The organism is Stenotrophomonas sp. YJH_SMC_54 (assembly GCF_059368435.1).
Genome location: NZ_JCAFRS010000012.1, coordinates 114,118 through 131,803 on the forward strand (window position 1 = coordinate 114,118; position 17,686 = coordinate 131,803).

The 17,686-nt window shown below is 66.8% G+C and carries 13 protein-coding genes; 6 read left to right on the forward strand and 7 right to left on the reverse strand.

Annotated features, from left to right (window positions below):
• Positions 1-275: 275 nt before the first annotated feature.
• Positions 276-794, reverse strand: a complete 519-nt coding sequence (locus AC5P5S_RS14670) for a c-type cytochrome (RefSeq protein WP_005407662.1) — start codon at positions 792-794, stop codon at positions 276-278.
• 204 nt (positions 795-998) lie between these two features.
• Entirely contained in the window at positions 999-1,607 is a 609-nt protein-coding gene (locus AC5P5S_RS14675) for a TetR/AcrR family transcriptional regulator (protein ID WP_005411925.1), read from the reverse strand.
• 160 nt (positions 1,608-1,767) lie between these two features.
• Between AC5P5S_RS14675 and AC5P5S_RS14680 the strand changes: the two genes are divergently transcribed.
• The 3 genes from AC5P5S_RS14680 to AC5P5S_RS14690 are packed head-to-tail and all read left to right on the forward strand — an operon-like array spanning position 1,768 to position 6,576.
• Entirely contained in the window at positions 1,768-2,931 is a 1,164-nt protein-coding gene (locus tag AC5P5S_RS14680) for an isovaleryl-CoA dehydrogenase (protein ID WP_495276329.1), read from the forward strand.
• 10 nt (positions 2,932-2,941) lie between these two features.
• On the forward strand, positions 2,942-4,552 hold the full coding sequence (locus AC5P5S_RS14685) for a carboxyl transferase domain-containing protein (RefSeq protein WP_062606034.1): 1,611 nt from the start codon (positions 2,942-2,944) through the stop codon (positions 4,550-4,552).
• Positions 4,553-4,560: 8 nt separating this feature from the next.
• Positions 4,561-6,576 carry an acetyl/propionyl/methylcrotonyl-CoA carboxylase subunit alpha gene (locus tag AC5P5S_RS14690; RefSeq protein ID WP_495276330.1) on the forward strand — a complete coding sequence of 672 codons (2,016 nt, stop codon included), beginning with the start codon at positions 4,561-4,563 and terminating at the stop codon, positions 6,574-6,576.
• Positions 6,577-6,597: 21 nt separating this feature from the next.
• Here the strand turns inward: AC5P5S_RS14690 and AC5P5S_RS14695 are convergent, their stop codons facing one another.
• A complete protein-coding gene (locus AC5P5S_RS14695) occupies positions 6,598-7,767 on the reverse strand; it encodes a putative peptide maturation dehydrogenase (RefSeq protein WP_062606036.1) in 1,170 nt (389 codons plus the stop codon).
• Between the two features lie 143 nt (positions 7,768-7,910).
• On the opposite strand from AC5P5S_RS14695, the gene AC5P5S_RS14700 reads away from it, so the two are divergent.
• On the forward strand, positions 7,911-8,216 hold the full coding sequence (locus tag AC5P5S_RS14700) for an NHLP-related RiPP peptide (protein ID WP_033833258.1): 306 nt from the start codon (positions 7,911-7,913) through the stop codon (positions 8,214-8,216).
• Here the strand turns inward: AC5P5S_RS14700 and AC5P5S_RS14705 are convergent.
• From AC5P5S_RS14705 to aceB, 4 genes are all read right to left on the reverse strand, one after another.
• On the reverse strand, positions 8,189-10,726 hold the full coding sequence (locus tag AC5P5S_RS14705) for a putative peptide modification system cyclase (RefSeq protein ID WP_062606038.1): 2,538 nt from the start codon (positions 10,724-10,726) through the stop codon (positions 8,189-8,191). The genes AC5P5S_RS14700 and AC5P5S_RS14705 overlap by 28 nt on opposite strands.
• A 17-nt stretch (positions 10,727-10,743) precedes the next feature.
• Positions 10,744-11,784, reverse strand: coding sequence for a GGDEF domain-containing protein (locus tag AC5P5S_RS14710; protein WP_024956231.1), 1,041 nt, complete (start codon positions 11,782-11,784; stop codon positions 10,744-10,746).
• Between the two features lie 417 nt (positions 11,785-12,201).
• Positions 12,202-13,503: an isocitrate lyase gene (aceA, locus tag AC5P5S_RS14715; protein WP_005407653.1), complete on the reverse strand. Its 1,302-nt coding sequence runs from the start codon at positions 13,501-13,503 to the stop codon at positions 12,202-12,204.
• Between the two features lie 64 nt (positions 13,504-13,567).
• Positions 13,568-15,190 (reverse strand): malate synthase A, encoded by a 1,623-nt coding sequence (aceB, locus tag AC5P5S_RS14720; RefSeq protein ID WP_005411917.1) that lies wholly within the window; start codon positions 15,188-15,190, stop codon positions 13,568-13,570.
• A 110-nt stretch (positions 15,191-15,300) separates the two neighbouring features.
• Here aceB and AC5P5S_RS14725 point away from each other — a divergent pair, with 110 nt between their 5' ends.
• Entirely contained in the window at positions 15,301-16,269 is a 969-nt protein-coding gene (locus tag AC5P5S_RS14725) for a LysR family transcriptional regulator (RefSeq protein WP_087803475.1), read from the forward strand.
• Between the two features lie 319 nt (positions 16,270-16,588).
• Positions 16,589-17,506 carry a LysR family transcriptional regulator gene (locus AC5P5S_RS14730; protein WP_062606042.1) on the forward strand — a complete coding sequence of 306 codons (918 nt, stop codon included), beginning with the start codon at positions 16,589-16,591 and terminating at the stop codon, positions 17,504-17,506.
• Positions 17,507-17,686: the final 180 nt, after the last annotated feature.

Here is a 17,686-nt window from a genome sequence, read left to right on the forward strand (position 1 = left end):
ACCCTGAAATGCGAAACCCCAGCGACGCGCGCGGTTTTGGCCTTGGCCGGCAAAGCCGCCGGCGGCAGACGGAGAACGACCGCGGCGATTGGGGCGACCGGCGGGTAGAGTCGACTGTTAATCGACTATCGCGCGCAGCGCGGGCTTTTTCGGTGGCGTTGGGAAGAGCAGTCGACCAACAGTCGACTCTACTCCCTTCCCGCGGTTCCGCCATCCCGTTCGGCCGTTCCATGTTTCGACGTTTCCGCCGTTTCGCGGTTTGGCCGTCCCGGCGCCTACTTCAGGTTGCCCAGCATCCAGTCCACGGTGGCGTGGATCTGTTCCTCGGTCAGCGCCGGGTTGCCACCCTTGGGCGGCATGATGCCGCCATCCGGGCCGGTGTAGCCCTCGATGGCGTGCTTGTAGAGGGTGTCCTTGCCCTGCGCGATGCGCTTGTCCCAGTGCGAATGGTCCAGCGTCGGCGCCATGCCCACGCCGGTGGTGTGGCAGGCGGTGCACAGGTTGTCGAAGATGACCTTGCCGTCCTTGGTGCCGCCGTAGGCCACCTGCGAGGCGGCCTTGGCCAGCGCGGCGGCCTTGGCCGCTGCCTGCGCGGCGGCGCCGGTGCTGCCGGCATAGACCGCGCCGGTGGGCGAAATGCGCTGTTCGGTGCGCTTGGCCGCCGTCGGCGACACCTCGGGTGGAATCCGGGTGTGGATGTAGGCGGCTAGGAGGATGAGGCCGAGGGTGATGGTCGCCAGCAGCGCGATCACCATGGAGAAGCGTTTCAGGAACTCCAGATCGTAATTCCGCACTCTTCGTTACCCCTGGCTGATAGTCGTTGGACCACGGCTGAGCGACTGCGTGATGGACCGAGTATAGAACGCGCTTTGCGTGCGACAACAGGCGTCACTGCTGGTGCGGCGCAACATGCCAGGGGCTGGGGTCAGATCCCTTTTGCGGCGCAGAAGGGATCTGACCCCAGCAACAGAAGCCGGCCAGCGGCCGGCTCTACCACGTTACCGGGCGCCGATCGCGCGCAGGCAGAAGCTGCAGATCGCATCCACCAGCGCGTCTTCGTCGCGGTGCGCTTCGCGGCTGGGTGCGGTCGGGCCGACCATCGCCTCGGTGAAGGCGCCGACCAGGCAGGCGGCGGCCACATGCGCGTCCTGCGCCGGCAGCTCACCGGCGGCCACGCCCTCCTCCACCAGCCGCAGGAAGACATCCCCAAAGGCACGACGGCCACGCATGCGTTCGGCTTCCACGTCCGGGTCGACCGGCTCGACGATGAAGGCATGGGCCAGCCCCGGCCCGGCCAGGGCGCGGCGTACGAAGGCGGTGATCGCCAGCCGCAGCCGCTCGCTGGCCGCCTCTGGACCGCTGGCGATGCGCTCCATGATCGCGACCTCGTGGGCCACCGCGGCGTTGAGCACCTCCACGAACAGCTCGGCCTTGGACGGGAAATGGCGATAGATCAGGCCGGTGGATACCCCCGCCTGGGTCGCCACGGCGGTCACCGGGGCGTTGCGCCAGCCGCCGGTGGCGACCAGCTCACGGGTGGCCAGCAGGATCCGTTCACGGGCCCCGGCCAGGCGTTCTTCCATCAGTGCAGAGCGTTTGTAGGCCATGTTTTGATTCTGGTTTCAATTTTTGAATTTGTATTCACTTCTTATCCGAACCCCGCTACGCTGGGTCCAATCGCCCGTGCGGGCAGCGGTCCTGCAGACCGCCGCCCGCTCCCCCGCCGGGTGCGTCCATTTCCTGCCATCCCGTCGTGGAGCCACCACAATGCACGTGCCATCCCTGAACTTCGACCTTGGCGAAGACATCGACCTGCTGCGCCAGAGCGTGGCCCATTTTGCCGCCGCCGAGGTCGCACCGCTGGCCGCCGAGGCCGATGCCAGCAACCAGTTCCCGCTGGCCCTGTGGCCGAAGCTGGGCGAACAGGGCCTGCTCGGCCTCACCGTGGAAGAAGCATACGGCGGCACCGGCATGGGCTACCTGGCCCACGTGGTGGCGATGGAAGAAATCTCGCGTGCCTCCGGCGGCATCGGCCTGTCCTATGGCGCGCACTCCAACCTGTGCGTGAACCAGCTGCGCAAGAACGGCAACGAAGAACAGAAGCAGCGCTTCCTGCCCGGCCTGTGCGACGGCAGCCTGGTCGGCGCGCTGGCAATGAGCGAGCCGGGTGCCGGTTCGGACGTAGTGTCGATGAAGCTGCGCGCCGACAAGCGCGGCGACCGCTACGTGCTCAACGGCAACAAGATGTGGATCACCAACGGCCCGGATGCCGACGTGCTGGTGGTCTATGCCAAGACCGACATGGACGCCGGCGCCAAGGGCATCACCGCGTTCCTGGTCGAGAAGGGCATGAAGGGCTTCTTCACCGCGCAGAAGCTGGACAAGCTGGGCATGCGCTCCTCGCCCACCTGCGAGCTGGTGTTCCAGGACTGCGAAGTGCCGGAAGAAAACGTGCTAGGCCAGGTTGGCGGTGGCGTGCGCGTGCTGATGTCCGGCCTGGACTACGAGCGCGTGGTGCTGTCCGGCGGCCCGCTGGGCCTGATGGCCGCGGCGATGGACGTGGTGATGCCGTACGTGCACGAGCGCCACCAGTTCGGTGAGGCGATCGGCAGCTTCCAGCTGATCCAGGCCAAGATCGCCGACATGTACGTCGGCCTGGGCGCCTGCCGCGCCTATGTCTATGCCGTGGCGCGCGCCTGCGACCAGGGCCGCACCACCCGCCAGGACGCCGCCGGTGCCATCCTGTACGCCGCCGAGAAGGCCACCTGGCTGACCGGCCAGGCGATCCAGATTCTGGGCGGCAACGGCTACATCAACGAATACCCGACCGGCCGCTTGTGGCGCGACGCCAAGCTGTATGAAATCGGCGCCGGCACCTCGGAGATCCGCCGCATGCTGATCGGCCGCGAACTGTTCCAGCGCACCCTGTAAGGCCACCGCGATGACCGTCCTGAACAGCCAGCTGCAACCGGGCAGCGATACCTTTGAAGCCAACCGCGCGGCCATGCAGGCCGTGGTCGACGATCTGCACGCCACCCTGGCGCGCACCGCGCTGGGTGGCAGCGAAGCCGCACGCGCCAAGCACACCGCACGCGGCAAGCTGCTGGTGCGTGACCGCATCGACGCCCTGCTCGACCCCGGCAGCGCCTTCCTCGAAATCGCGCCGCTGGCCGCGCATGGCATGTACGAAGACGCCGTGCCGGCCGCCGGCGTGGTGGCCGGCATCGGCCGGGTGAGCGGCGTGGAGTGCGTGATCGTGGCCAACGATGCCACGGTCAAGGGCGGCACCTACTACCCGATGACGGTGAAGAAGCACCTGCGCGCGCAGGAGATCGCCGAGCAGAACCACCTACCCTGCATCTACCTGGTCGACTCCGGCGGCGCGTTCCTGCCGCTGCAGGATGAAGTCTTCCCCGACCGCGACCATTTCGGCCGCATCTTCTACAACCAGGCCAACCTGTCGGCGCAGGGCATTCCGCAGATCGCCTGCGTGATGGGCAGCTGCACCGCCGGTGGCGCCTACGTGCCGGCGATGAGCGACGAGACGGTAATCGTGCGCGAACAGGGCACCATCTTCCTCGGCGGCCCGCCGCTGGTGAAGGCGGCCACCGGTGAAGTGGTGACCGCCGAAGAACTGGGCGGTGCCGACGTGCACACGCGCATTTCCGGGGTGGCCGACCACATGGCCGACAACGACCTGCAGGCGCTGGCGCGGGTACGCGCGATCATCGCCCAGCTGAACTGGCGCAAGCCGGAACCGGCGATGGCGGTGCAGGCGCCCGAGGAACCGCTGCTGCCGGCGCATGAACTGTATGGCGTGATTCCCGCCGATACGCGCAAGCCCTACGACGTGCGCGAAGTGATCGCGCGCCTGGTCGATGGCTCGCGCTTCGACGAGTTCAAGCCGCGCTATGGCGCAACGCTGGTCACCGGCTTCGCCCATCTGAACGGCTACCCGATCGGCATCATCGCCAACAACGGCATCCTGTTCTCCGAGTCGGCGCTGAAGGGTGCGCATTTCATCGAACTGTGCACCCAGCGCAACATTCCGCTGGTGTTCCTGCAGAACATCACCGGCTTCATGGTCGGCCGCAAGTACGAACAGGGCGGCATCGCCAAGGACGGCGCCAAGCTGGTGATGGCGGTGGCCTGCGCCAAGGTTCCCAAGTTCACCGTGGTGATCGGCGGTTCGTTCGGCGCCGGCAACTACGGCATGTGCGGCCGCGCGTACTCGCCGAACTTCCTGTGGATGTGGCCGAACGCACGCATCGGCGTGATGGGCGGCGAGCAGGCCGCCAGCGTGCTGGCCACGGTCAAGCGCGATGGCATCGAAGCCAAGGGCGGCCAGTGGCCGGCTGCGGAGGAAGACGCGTTCAAGGCGCCGATCCGCGACCAGTTCGAGCAGCAGGGCCACCCGTACTACGCCAGCGCGCGCCTGTGGGACGACGGCGTGATCGATCCGGCCGACACTCGCCGGGTGCTGGCCCTGGCGCTGTCGGCCAGCCTCAACGCCGCCCCGCAGCAGACGCGCTTCGGCGTGTTCCGCATGTAATCCATGCCATGACCGAGCACGCTCCCATGAAGCCCGTTGCCATGTTCACCAAAGTCCTGATCGCCAACCGTGGCGAAATCGCCTGTCGCGTCATCGCCACCTGCCGCCGCCTCGGCATCGCCACCGTGGCGGTGTATTCCGATGCCGACCGCAACGCGCGCCACGTGCGCCTGGCCGACGAAGCCATCCACATTGGTCCGGCCGCCGCGCGTGAGAGCTACCTGCGCGGCGATGCGCTGCTCGACGCGGCACGCGCGACCGGCGCGCAGGCCATCCACCCCGGCTACGGCTTCCTGTCCGAGAATGCCGACTTCGCCGATGCCTGCGCCGCCGCCGGCATCACCTTCATCGGGCCGCCGGCCAGCGCCATCCGCGCGATAGGCGACAAGAGCGCGGCCAAGGCGCTGATGGCCAAGGCGGGTGTACCGCTGCCCCCGGGCTACCACGGCGACCAGCAGGCACCGGACTTCCTGCGCACGCAGGCCGACGCCATCGGCTACCCGGTACTGATCAAGGCCAGCGCCGGTGGCGGTGGCAAGGGCATGCGCAAGGTCGAGCGCAGCGAGGACTTCGTCGATGCGCTGGCCAGCTGCCAGCGCGAGGCGGCCTCGGCGTTCGGCAACGACCACGTGCTGGTCGAGAAGTATGTCGAGCGCCCGCGCCATATCGAGATCCAGGTATTCGGCGACAGCCACGGTGACGCGGTGTACCTGTTCGAGCGCGACTGCTCGGTGCAGCGCCGCCACCAGAAGGTGCTGGAAGAAGCGCCGGCCCCGGGCATGAGCGCGGAACGTCGTGCTGCGATGGGCAAGGCGGCGGTCGATGCCGCGCGCGCGGTGGGCTATGAAGGTGCGGGCACGGTGGAGTTCATCGCCGGCCCGGACGGCGATTTCTACTTCATGGAAATGAACACCCGCCTGCAGGTCGAGCACCCGGTCACCGAGTACATCACCGGTACCGACCTGGTGGAATGGCAGCTGCGCGTGGCCTCGGGCCAGCCGCTGCCGCTGCGCCAGGAGCAGCTGGCCATCCACGGCCACGCGATCGAAGCGCGCCTGTATGCCGAAGATGCCGACCGTGGCTTCCTGCCCTCCACCGGCACCCTGCGCCGCCTGCGCCTGCCGGCCCCGTCGGCCCATGTGCGCGTGGATACCGGCGTGGAGGAAGGCGACAGCATCACCCCGTACTACGACCCGATGATTGCCAAGCTGATCGTCTGGGACGTGGACCGCGATGCCGCGCTGCGCCGCATGAGCCAGGCGCTGGCCGACTGCCAGGTGGTAGGCGTGACCACCAATGCCGGCTTCCTGCGCCGGCTGGTGAATACCGATTCGTTCGCGCACGCCAGGCTGGATACCGCGCTGATCGAACGCGAACAGGCGGCATTGAGCGCAGTGGGCGACACGGATGATGCCCTGTGGCAGCTGGCCGCCGTGGCCGCTGTTGCAAGCACTGCCGGTGCCACCACCGATGCCCGTGACCCGCATTCGCCATGGCAGGCACAGGACGGCTGGCGCCTCGGCGCGTCTGCGCCGCGCGTGCTGCCGCTGCAGCAGGGCGAGCGCCGGCACACGCTGAAGGTCTGGACGCAGGCCGGTGGCTGGCGCGTGCAATGCGATGACGCGGCACCGATGCGGGTGACCGGCACGGCCGATGCACAGGGGCTGGCGGTACAGCTGGGCGAGCGCCGCTGGACTCTGCAGCTGCTGCGCGACGGTGACCAGCTGTATCTGTTCGGCGCCGATGGCCAGCACCGTTTCACCCTGCATGATCCCGTGGGCGAATCAGACCACGCCGTGGCCGATGCCGGCAGCCTGCTGGCGCCGATGCCGGGCAGGATCGTCGCCACGCTGGTCGCCGCCGGTACCGAGGTCAAGCGCGGCACGCCGCTGGTGGTGCTGGAAGCGATGAAGATGGAGCACACCCTGCAGGCACCGGCCGATGGCACGGTGAAGGGCTATCGCGCCAAGGCCGGCGACCAGGTGGGTGATGGCGCGGTGCTGGTGGACTTCGACGCGGCGTGATGCAGCAGAGGCCGCGCGGGGTCAGCCCGCGCGGTCTTCAAGGTTCCAGATCACGCCTGCCGGGTCCAGTTCGCTGGTCGTCATCCGTGATGCACGCCATCCGAAACCGCAGACCGCGAGTACCCCCTCGTTGATCGTGTCCAGGCCCAGGGCACGTTCGATGGGCTTTTCGTTGATCGCTGCAGTAATGAATGCTCCCAGGCCGGCATCCGTGGCCGCCAGGTACAGCGTCTGGGATAGATGTCCCGCCTCCATCGCGACAACCCGATAGCTTTTCCCATGCTGGCGATACTTCCAGTACGTCCTGTTGAAACGCGGGGCCAGGACCACCAGCACGTGCGCATCCGCGAACCAGTGCTGCTGCCCGACCATGGACATCACGAAGTCGCGATCGATGGCCACGGGGCACTCAACCGGCATCAGTCCGTGGCCCTGCGCTCGATAGAGGTACATGCCCGCGGCAAGTCCATCGACATTGCGCACCAGCACGTAGGCTTCCACAGGATGCAGTCCGCCGCCCGAAGGTACGTTCTTCTTCAGGAACACCAGATCATCGCCTTCGCGCTGGCAGCTGCTGCTGCCGAATGCCCGTTGCAGCATCTGGCTCAGCAGGGACAGCGGCAGTGATCGGGTGACATCGAAGTTCCGGCAGGTGACGCGCCGCGCCAGCAGTGCGTCGAAATCGTTGGACTGCTGAGGCGGCAGTGGTACCAACCCAGCGTCGGCAGCGGCAGCGTGCGGTGGCGGCGGTCCCAACGTCCTGCGCATCTGCGAGGCCGTTTCGATCTGTGATTCACGCATGTTGCGAACGGCGTCAACATCCTCCCAGCGTGAGAAGGCATGCATGACCGCAGCCAGGGGGTGCCAATGCGTTGCACGCAGCCGCTCGTCACGAGCGGCAACATCGTCATCCTGTCCGCGGATCAACACCAGGCCACTGGCGATCAGCAGGTCCATCGCGGGTGAACAGGCCTCCCCTGCCTCAAGCGTGGTCCATGCACTTGGGCTCAGACTTCCCAGCAGTGCCTGTGCCGCAGCGTCCAGCACCACCGGTCCATCCAGGTGGGGGGCGAGTGCCTCCCAGGCAAGCGTGCGCACCAGCCCATCACCACCGCGCAGCAGGCCCTCAAACTCAAACCGGATCTGCTCGGTGGGCTGTACCATTACGATCGCGCAGCGCCTGACATCCATCGGATCAGCCCTTCCTTCATCGTGAATCCACGTTATCGAACCGCGACCCGATTCCTTTACATCTCCCGCTCTACCCTCTCAAGAACCGCTTTGCCAAGCCGACATCACCACTGCCCCTCGACACTCCATGGATGCAGGACACAATGCCCACGTTGACGCTCTCGCTGCCGGTCGCAAGGACGCTGGTTCAGCGCCTCGCCACCGATGACACCTTCCGCCAGCTCTTCGCCACCGACACGGCTGCCGCGATACTGCTGGCTGGACACGTTCCATCCAACCCGGCTGACCTTCAGCAGTTCGTCCAGGATTGCTGCAAGAACATCTGCCTGGCGGAGAAAGACGTCATCGCACAGGCCGAAGACCAGATCATCGCCATGCTGACCAGTGGTACCGGCTACTCCGTGCCGATGCTGGAGGACGGTTACGGCTCGCCGCGCACGCTGCGCTGAGGCATCGAGGCCATGGTGTCGGCGGCCTCGATTGCCGGCGCCGCCATGAGCCTCCGCACATCCACTACGTTAAGCGCCTGCAGGCAGAAGCTGCATTGCGCTTCTGCATATGCAAATCCGGGGCGATCACGCAGCCAACGCGTCTGCTCCTGGGCAACATCCTTCAGGCCCGCCTCCAGCGCCAGGTCACGCACTGCCAGCCGCACCTGCAGGCGTGGCTGCTTCTTCAACAGCGGTACGAGCAGGTCCAGCCCGGCCTGGGGCCGGCCCTCATGCTGCATCATCCGCCCGGCCAACAGGGTGACGTACTGGCGCAACACGCTGCTGTCAGGGAGATCCTGAAGCGCGTTCATCCGGGCCTGGACCGCCTTGGCCGGTGCGGCATCGCCCAGTCTCAGTGCCAGCAAGGCTGCCGCGTGTGCTGCAACCAGGCGATCCACTACCTCCACCGCGGGTTCGCCGCTCAGCTCTGCGAACGGCGCGGTCGCGGCCACGCGCGCCACCATCAGCGCCTTCGACCTTCTGCCGGCCATCATGTAGGCGACGGCCAGGGGCATGTCGAAGTTGTACCGATCCATGCCCTGGCGCTGTCCGGCAAGCATCCTTCCCTGTTCGGCGAGCTTGATGGCGCCCTCGACATCGCCTTGGTCAAGCGCAATCGTGGTAGCGAAATTGCCAGCATGGAAGTTGCCTGGATCGATCCGCGCAAGCAGCGCATTGGCCTTCTCGAACTCGGAACGCGCTGCCGCCACCGTCGCCTGGCGCATCAATGCACCTTCCCAACCATTGCCGGCGGCACGACTGAACGCGATGTCAGCCTCTGCGTAGCGCTCGCTGGCCAGCAAGGCGCGGCCGTACTGGTCCTGCGCGATCTCAGGCAGCTCGACCCTGCTTTGTGCAACACGCCTGGAAAGCGCCAGGGCCTCGGCAAGGCGGTTCTCGTGGAAAAGATTCAGACCGGCGTTGTAGCTTGCAGGCATGTAATCCGGATACAGCTCCGCCATGCGCGCCCAGCCATCGGTGGCGCGATCCGGATCACTGATCTGCAGCGCCCAGTTCTGCACGTACAGGCGCTCGCGTGGCGTAAGGTGCCCTGATCGACGATCAGCCTCTGCCAGCAGACGCCGGGCATCGCGGTAATTCATCATGGCGAAGCGACAGCGGGCTTGGCCCAGCCATGCCAGGGCGAACTCAGGATCGACCTCGATCGCCTGCCCGAAGAATGCCATCGCGCCGTTGAAATCTCCTCGGCTGTAGCGCTTCTGGCCCAAGGCAAACGCACGCAACGCATCCATGCTGCCCGTGGTCACCTCCGGCAGGGATTGGCTGTCGCGCTGGATCAATGCGGGCTCTTCGCCCAGGCGATCGCGCAGCTGGCGCGAAACATCGTCCACCGCCGCCAGTACCGCACCCGCCTTCGCATCGGCGGACACCACGGCCAGGGTGCGCAGCGTCGACGGCTCGACCACCTCCACGCTGAAGCGGGTTCGGCCGCCGACATCGGTCGCCGATGGCACGAACACCAGGCGGGCGCCCGTGCGCACCGCCACAGCGGCGGCATCGCCACGTTCACGGACACCGCGATCCGGCGGTTTCCGCATCATCTCAAGGGTGCGGCCGACGCGGTCGTCACTGACGACGTTGACGTAGCGGGACTGCTCGAGACTGATCCGGAACGCCTGGTCCAGGGCGTCATCGAGCAGTCGATTGCCGGTGAGGTTATGCAGCCCGCCGAGCACCACCCAGTCGCGTTCGGCGAACGCGATGGCCGGCTGTGGCCGGGTCAGCAACCAGACGCCAAGCACCGCGGCCAGCAGTACGGCGGCCTGCGCCGCCATCGCCAGCGGACGGCGCCATAACGGAAGATCACGCCGGGCCTTGGCCGTGTGCCGCAGCCGCCCCGGCGTGGGCATGCCCGCCGCCTGCACGCCGTAGACTTCGGCTGGCTGGCTCACGCCCTTGAAGCGCCATCGCCCGAACGATCGCCATTGCAGGCCTTCAGCCATCGCGCCCAGCGACCCACTGGAGCGACGCACGATGGATTCGGCCACCGCCGAAAGCAGGATCTGGCCCGGACGTGCCAACTGCATCAGGCGCGCCGCCGTCGGCTTGGCCAGGCCTTCGACTTCAATCGCCTTGGCGCCAGCCCGCACTGCCTCGGCGCTGTTCTCCCAGGTCAGCACATCGCCCACATGCAGACCGGCCCGCGCCTGCAGATGGATCTCGTGTCTCTGCCCCAGCGGCTGCAGCCCACGCTGGTAATCCAATGCGAAGCCAAGCGCGTCGATCGGGCGCTCGAACAGCATGAACAGCCCGTCGGAGCGATCGATCAGCTGGCCGTTCCAGCGCTGCTGCAGCGCCAGCACCAGCCGGTCGTGTTCCTGGAACAGTTCGGCGGCAGCGACATCGCCGATGCGTTCGACCAGCAGCAGCGAGTCACACAGGTCGGTGAACAGCAGGGCGCGCAGTTGCTGGTTGTGCGGCGCCGACGTTCCGTTGTCGCCATTCATCGCCTCTGTCTCCCGATCTAGGGTGAGTCCACTGCGTCTGCCCAACGCAGGCAGTTGCCACCATCACGCTTGGCCTGGTACAGCGCACGATCCGCGCTGGCGTACCACTCGCTCCAGCCCGCATCCGGGTCCAGCAGGCTGGCACCGATGCTGACCAGGCTGACGTGCGGCGTGCCGTGGCTGCGCTCGAGCAGGCCGTGTACCGCGCTGAGGATGAACTCTGCCGCGTGCTGCACGATCTCGTGGTTGCCACGACGCAGGATCAGGCAGAACTCGTCACCGCCGAGCCGGCAGGCCAGGTCCTGCTCGCCGGCCATCGAGCGCAGGATGTTGCCCATGCTCTGCAGCACGCGATCGCCGGCCTGGTGGCCATGGCGGTCATTGATCTGCTTGAAGCGGTCGCAGTCAATGAGCAGCAGCGCCTGCGGCAGCCCACTGCCATCGGCGCGGCATTCCTGCAGGTACAGGGTGAGGCCACGGCGGTTGTGCAGCCCGGTCAGTTCATCGGTACGCACCAGTTCACGGGTGTGGGTCAGCTGGTGGGTAGTGATGTACAGATTGTCCAGCGCGGTTTCCAGATCATGGTTGCGCCGGCGCAGCTGGCTGATCAGGGCCTGTTCGTTGGTCAGCACGCGCATGATCGTGCGGCGCAGGAAGTAGGCGACCAGGCCCGGATCGGATTCCACCAGACGATGGAAGTCGGCGGGCCCCAGCTCAAGCACCTCGCAGTCCACCAGGGCGCGCGCACTGGCGCTGCGCGGGTGGTCACCCACCAGCAGGCCCAGCTCACCGAAGAACTCCTGCTGCCCGAGGGTCTTGATCACCAGGTCCTCGCCGAAATCCAGTTCGATCTGGCCTTCCAGGATCACGTACATGCGCTCGCCACGGTGGCCACGCTGGAACAGCCACTGCCCGGCATGAAGCTTGCGTGGACGGGCAAATCTGGCGAACAATGCGACCTCGGCATCGGATAGCAGCGCATGCACGATCTCGGCCATCGCCACCCGGGCGATACCTGACGTCACATCACTGTTCTCGGCCGCACCCCTGCCGGTCATTCCCTGCACCCGCCGCCAGCGTCCCCTGGTGAGCCGCGGAGCATAGCACCGCTTTAAAATGTGCGCCCTATCTCATTTTGAGCCTTGTGGTCCGCTTTCCCGACGTGAAGGCGCACGGTGGCCGTTCTGCCCGCCACGGTCCAGGGAAAAGTCGTTCCGGATCAATCTGATGGCCACCTTCACAGGGTTTCGGCCAAGTTGCCGGACTGTGGGGTGCGCTGGATTGACGCTGCATGCGTTCATCGCGTTTCCATCGATACAACAACGCCGGCAGGTCCCCCGACCGGCCGGCGTTGCCTGGCCCTTCCCTGGCCACCCTGATCGGATTCGCGCCTCCGGTAGAGCCGGCCGCTCGCCGGCTTCCCCGTAATGCCCGAAGGCGCACGTGGGTGCCGGCCAGCGGCCGGCACGATCGCATCACGCGGCGCGTTCGCTGCGCCCGCCGTGGAACTGCTCTTCTTCGGTCGAGCCGGTCAACGCGGTGGTCGAGGACTGGCCCTGCTGGATCGCCTGGGTCACGGCATCGAAGTAGCCGGTGCCAACCTCGCGCTGGTGCTTGACCGCGGTGAAGCCACGCTCGGCGGCTTCGAACTCGGCTTCCTGCAGTTCCACGAACGCGCTCATCTGGCGGCGTGCGTAGCCGTGGGCCAGATTGAACATGCCGTAGTTCAGCGCGTGGAAGCCGGCCAGGGTGATGAACTGGAACTTGTAGCCATAGCTGCCCAGCTCACGCTGGAACTTGGCGATGGTGGCGTCGTCCAGGTTCTTCTTCCAGTTGAAGCTGGGCGAGCAGTTGTAGGCCAGCAGCTTGCCCGGGAACTTCGCATGGATCGCCTCGGCGAACCTGCGTGCGAATTCCAGGTCCGGCTTGCCGGTCTCGCACCACACCAGGTCGGCGTAGGGCGCGTAGGCCAGGCCACGGCTGATCGCCTGGTCCAAGCCATTGCGGGTCTTGTAGAAGCCCTCGACGGTGCGCTCGCCGGTGGTGAACGGGCGGTCGTTGCCGTCGATGTCACTGGTCAGCAGATCCGCGGCCTCGGCATCGGTGCGCGCGACCAGCAGGGTCGGCACGCCCAGCACGTCGGCGGCCAGGCGTGCGGCGTTGAGCTTCTCGATGGCCTCGCGGGTCGGCACCAGCACCTTGCCGCCCATGTGGCCGCACTTCTTCACCGACGCCAGCTGGTCTTCGAAATGCACGCCGGCGGCGCCGGCCTCGATCATCGCCTTCATCAGTTCGAAGGCGTTGAGTACGCCGCCGAAACCGGCTTCGGCGTCGGCCACGATCGGCTGCAGGAAGTCGATGTCATCCTTGCCTTCGGCGTGGTGCAGCTGATCGGCACGCAGCAGCGTGTTGTTGATGCGCTTGACCACCGCCGGCACCGAATCGGCCGGGTACAGCGACTGGTCCGGATACATCTGACCGGCCAGGTTGGCGTCGGCCGCCACCTGCCAGCCGGACAGGTAGATCGCCTTCAGCCCGGCCTTGACCTGCTGCATGGCCTGGTTGCCGGTCAGCGCACCCAGCGCGTTGACGAACTCGCGCTCATGCAGCGATGCCCACAGCTTCTCCGCACCCAGCCGGGCCAGCGAATGCTCGATGTGGACGGTGCCGCGCAGGCGCACCACGTCGGCGGCGCTGTAGTTGCGCTGGATGCCTTCCCAACGCGGGTTGGTATCCCAGTCGTGCTGGATCTGTTCGGCAGTGGGCAGCTTGCTCATGTCTTTCTCCAGTTCGGTTCGTGCGTGCAACGGGGAGGGAAACGGCGGGTTTGCGGGCAGTCGGTCAGTCGATGCGCGCGTAGGCCGGCAGGGTCAGGAAATCGGTCAGTTCGTCGCTGCGGCTCAGTTCGCCGAGCAGGGCGATGGCCTCGCCGATGCGTGCGCCACCGGGCAGCGCGGCGGTATCGCCCAGCCGTGCCGGCAGCTGCGAGAGGGTGGAATCCAGCAGCGCGAGGTCGATCGCGGTGCCGTCGTCCAGCTGCTGGCCCGGCGTGTGCAGCCACTGCCACAGCTGGCTGCGACTGATCTCGGCGGTGGCCGCATCCTCCATCAGGTGGTGGATCGGCACGCAGCCGTTGCCATCCAGCCAAGCGGCCAGGTAGCGCACGCAGACTTCCACGTTGCCTTCGAAACCGGCGCGGGTGATGGTGCCCGGCGGCCGTGCGATCAGTTCGTCGCGGCCGACGCGCACGTCCTGGCGCAGCACGCTGTGCTGGTTCGCACCGGGCATGTGTTCGTCGAAGATCGCCATCGCCACCGGAATCAGCGCCGGGTGCGCAACCCAGGTGCCGTCATGGCCGGCGGTGACTTCGCGCAGCTTGTCGGCGCGCACGCGGGCCATCGCCTGTTCGTTGGCGGCGGCATCGTTGTTGATCGGAATCTGCGCGGCCATGCCCCCCATCGCATGCGCACCGCGGCGGTGGCAGGTCTGGATCAGCAGTTCCGAATAGGCCTTCAGGAACGGCTGGGTCATGGTCACCTGGCCGCGTTCGGGCAGCACGCGGTCGGCGTGGCGGCGGAAGGTCTTCAGGTACGAGAAGATGTAGTCCCAGCGCCCGCAGTTCAGGCCGACGATGCGGTCACGCAGCGCGTGCAGGATCTCGTCCATCTCGAACACCGCCGGCAGCGTTTCGATCAGCACCGTCACCTTGATCTGGCCATGCGGCAGGCCGAGCATGCCTTCGATGTGCGACAGCGCGGTCTCCCACAGCGCCGCCTCTTCCATGCTCTGCAGCTTGGGCAGGTAGAAGTACGGGCCGCGGTCCTTCGCCTGCAGGGTGCGGGCGTTGTGGAAGGCGAACACCGCCGCGTCGAACAGGCCACCGGCCAGCGGCTGGCCGTCGATGGCCACGTGCTTTTCGTCCAGGTGCCAGCCGCGCGGGCGCACGATCAGCACCGCCTGCTCGTCGTACGGGCGCAGGCTGTAGTGCTTGCCATTTGCAGCGGTGAATTGCAGATCACCGCGCACCGCCGCCGCCAGCGACTGCTGCCCGGCCAGCAGGTTGCGCCAGGTCGGCGAGGTCGAATCCTCGAAGTCGGCCATGAACACCTTGGCGCCGGAGTTCAGCGCGTTGATGACCATCTTCGGGTCGGTCGGGCCGGTGATCTCGACGCGGCGGTCCTGCAGCGCGGCCGGCAGCGGGGCAACGCGCCAGTCGCCGTTGCGGATCGCGGTGGTGTCTTCGCGGAAGTCCGGCAGGCCGCCCTGGTCGAAGAACGCCTGGCGCTCGCGGCGGGCCTGCAGCCGTGCCTGCCGGCCCGGTTCCACCGCACGGTGCAGCGACACCAGCAGGGCCAGCAGCGGCGCCGGCAGCACGGTGTCCTGGCCGGCCACGCGGGTCGCCAGGGCGATGCCGGGGGTAGCCTTGCTGGCAGGGGTGGGAACAGCGGAAGCGACGGCGGACATGGGGCGACTCCAGCGGTGGGGGAACGACTCCACGGTGCCGCTGGGCCGGAGTATTTGGCAAAACAGTTTTTGCAATGCTTTACATAAATTGTGCTAATACTTGTGACGCCATGACCACGCGCCCCTCGCCAAGTCCGCGTTTTTCCTACAAATCCGACCGGTTGAAGCCGCTGCGCGCGTTCTGCCAGACCGTGCGCCTGGGCTCGGTCTCACGGGCGGCTGAGGCACTTTTCGTCAGCCAGCCGGCGATCAGCCTTCAGTTGCAGGCGCTGGAACGGGAGCTGGGGGTGGCGCTGTTCGAGCGCAGCGGGCGCCGCCTGGTGCCCAGCCGCGAGGGCCAGCTGCTGTATGAAATGGCGCAGCCACTGGTGGAAAACCTGGACGGGCTGGAGGCGCGCTTCCGCGACAAGGTGCGCGGCCTGGATGCGGGCGAACTGAACATCGCCGCCAACAGTTCCACCATCCTCTACCTGCTGCCGAAGATCGTCGAACGCTTCCGCCTGCATCACCCGGACGTGCGCCTGACCCTGCACAACGCGATCAGCGCCGACGGCACCGACCTGCTGCGCGAGGATGCCGCCGACCTGGCGATCGGTTCGATGACCGATGTGCCGGCCGACCTGAGCTACGCCCCGGCCTACCGCTTCGAGCAGGTGCTGATCGCACCGCACGATCATCCGCTGGCCAGTGGCGGCGAGCTGGAGCTGGCCGACATCGCGCGCTATCCGCTGGTACTGCCGCCGAAGCGGCAGATCACCTATCGCCTGGTGGACCAGGTGTTCCAGCGCCACCGCATCGCCTACACCGTGGCACTGGAGGTCGGCGGCTGGGAGGTGATCAAGCAGTACGTGGCGATGGGCATGGGCATTTCGATCGTGCCGGCGCTGTGCCTGAACGAGGCCGACCGCGAGCGGTTGGCGGCGCGGTCGATGAAGCGCTGGTTCCCGGAACGCAGTTACGGGGTGATCGTGCGCCGGGGCAAGGCGCTGTCGGCGCAGGCGCGGGCGTTCATCGAGCTGATCCAGCCGGAGTTGTTCAGCCCACGCGATTACGACCAGAGCGGGCATTCGGAGCGGTGAGGGGTGTTCGGCAGGGCTGCGCCCTGCACCTGCCGAATCAACGTCAACGGCAACTGCAACTGCAACTGCAACGTCAAAAGCCGGGCTTCCGTGAGATGGCGGGGTGGGTCCGGTTGCGGGGGACGCTGCAAGTACGTCCCTGTAAGCTCGGTCGCCGCATCCATGCGGCTCACGCCCCCGCAACCGGACCCACCCCGCCTTCGACAGTTGGTTGCTGCTGTTGGTGCCAGCTGCTGTTGGTGGGTGCCGACCGTTGGTCGGCACGGGATCGGATCCCATCTCTGATTCATTTCCGGCTGACGATGAATAAACTGGCCCCATGTCCATCGAACTCCGCCACCTGCGTTACTTCCTCGCTGTTGCCGATACGCTGCACTTCGGCCAGGCGGCGGAGCGGCTGGGCATGTCGCAGCCGCCGCTCAGCCAGCAGATCCGCCAGCTGGAGGACCTGATCGGTGCGCGCCTGTTCGTGCGCAGCCATCGTCGTGTGCAGCTGACGCCTGCGGGCGAGCTGCTGCAGGAACGTGCACGCGCCATCGTGCAGCAGGTGGAAACGGCGGTGGACGAGGTACAGCGCGCGCAGCGCGGTGAGCAGGGTGAACTGCACATCGGCCTGACCCGCGCCACGCCGCTGTCGCCGCAGATTCCGCGTTCGATCCTGCATTACCGCCAGCAGTATCCGCAGGTGCGGCTGCAGCTGAGCGAGATGAACACCCTGCAGCAGATCGACGCGCTGCTCGACGGCTCACTGGACGTGGGCATCATCCGCAAGCGTGCGCTGCCGCCGGAACTGGTGGCGCACAGCCTGTTCGTCGATCCGCTGGCGTTGATCGTGCATGCCGACCATCCTGCCCTGCGCAGACTGTCGAAGCAGGGCACGCTGTCGCTGCGCGACTTCGCGCAGGAGCCATTCGTGGCGTTCCGCCGCAGTGCCGGTGCCGGCATCCATGACCACATGATCGCGTTGTGCGCGGCTGCCGGATTCACGCCGCGCATCGTGCAGGAGGCGGGTGAAGCCTCGACGCTGATCAGCCTGGCCGCCGCAGGCCTGGGCGCCGCGATCCTGCCGTCTTCGTGCGATCACATCCGGGTGGAAGGATCGCGCTTCGTGGCGCTGGCCGATGCCGGTGCCCATTCGGAAGTGCAGCTGGCGTGGCATCGCGAACGGGTAACCCCGTTGATCCGCAATTTCGCCACGCTGCTGCGCGGGGCATTCGCCGATAGAGTCGACTGTTAGTCGACTATCGCGCGCAGCGCGGGGTTTTCGCGATCTGATGGAAGAGCAGTCGACTAACTGTGATCTCTCTGTACGTTGTTCATCCGGGACATCTTTGGAAAATGGTGGTTACCACACCTCTCCAGACCCCAAAGAGCCCGGATGAACCACCATAAAAATGCCCGTTTGACCGTCCATAGT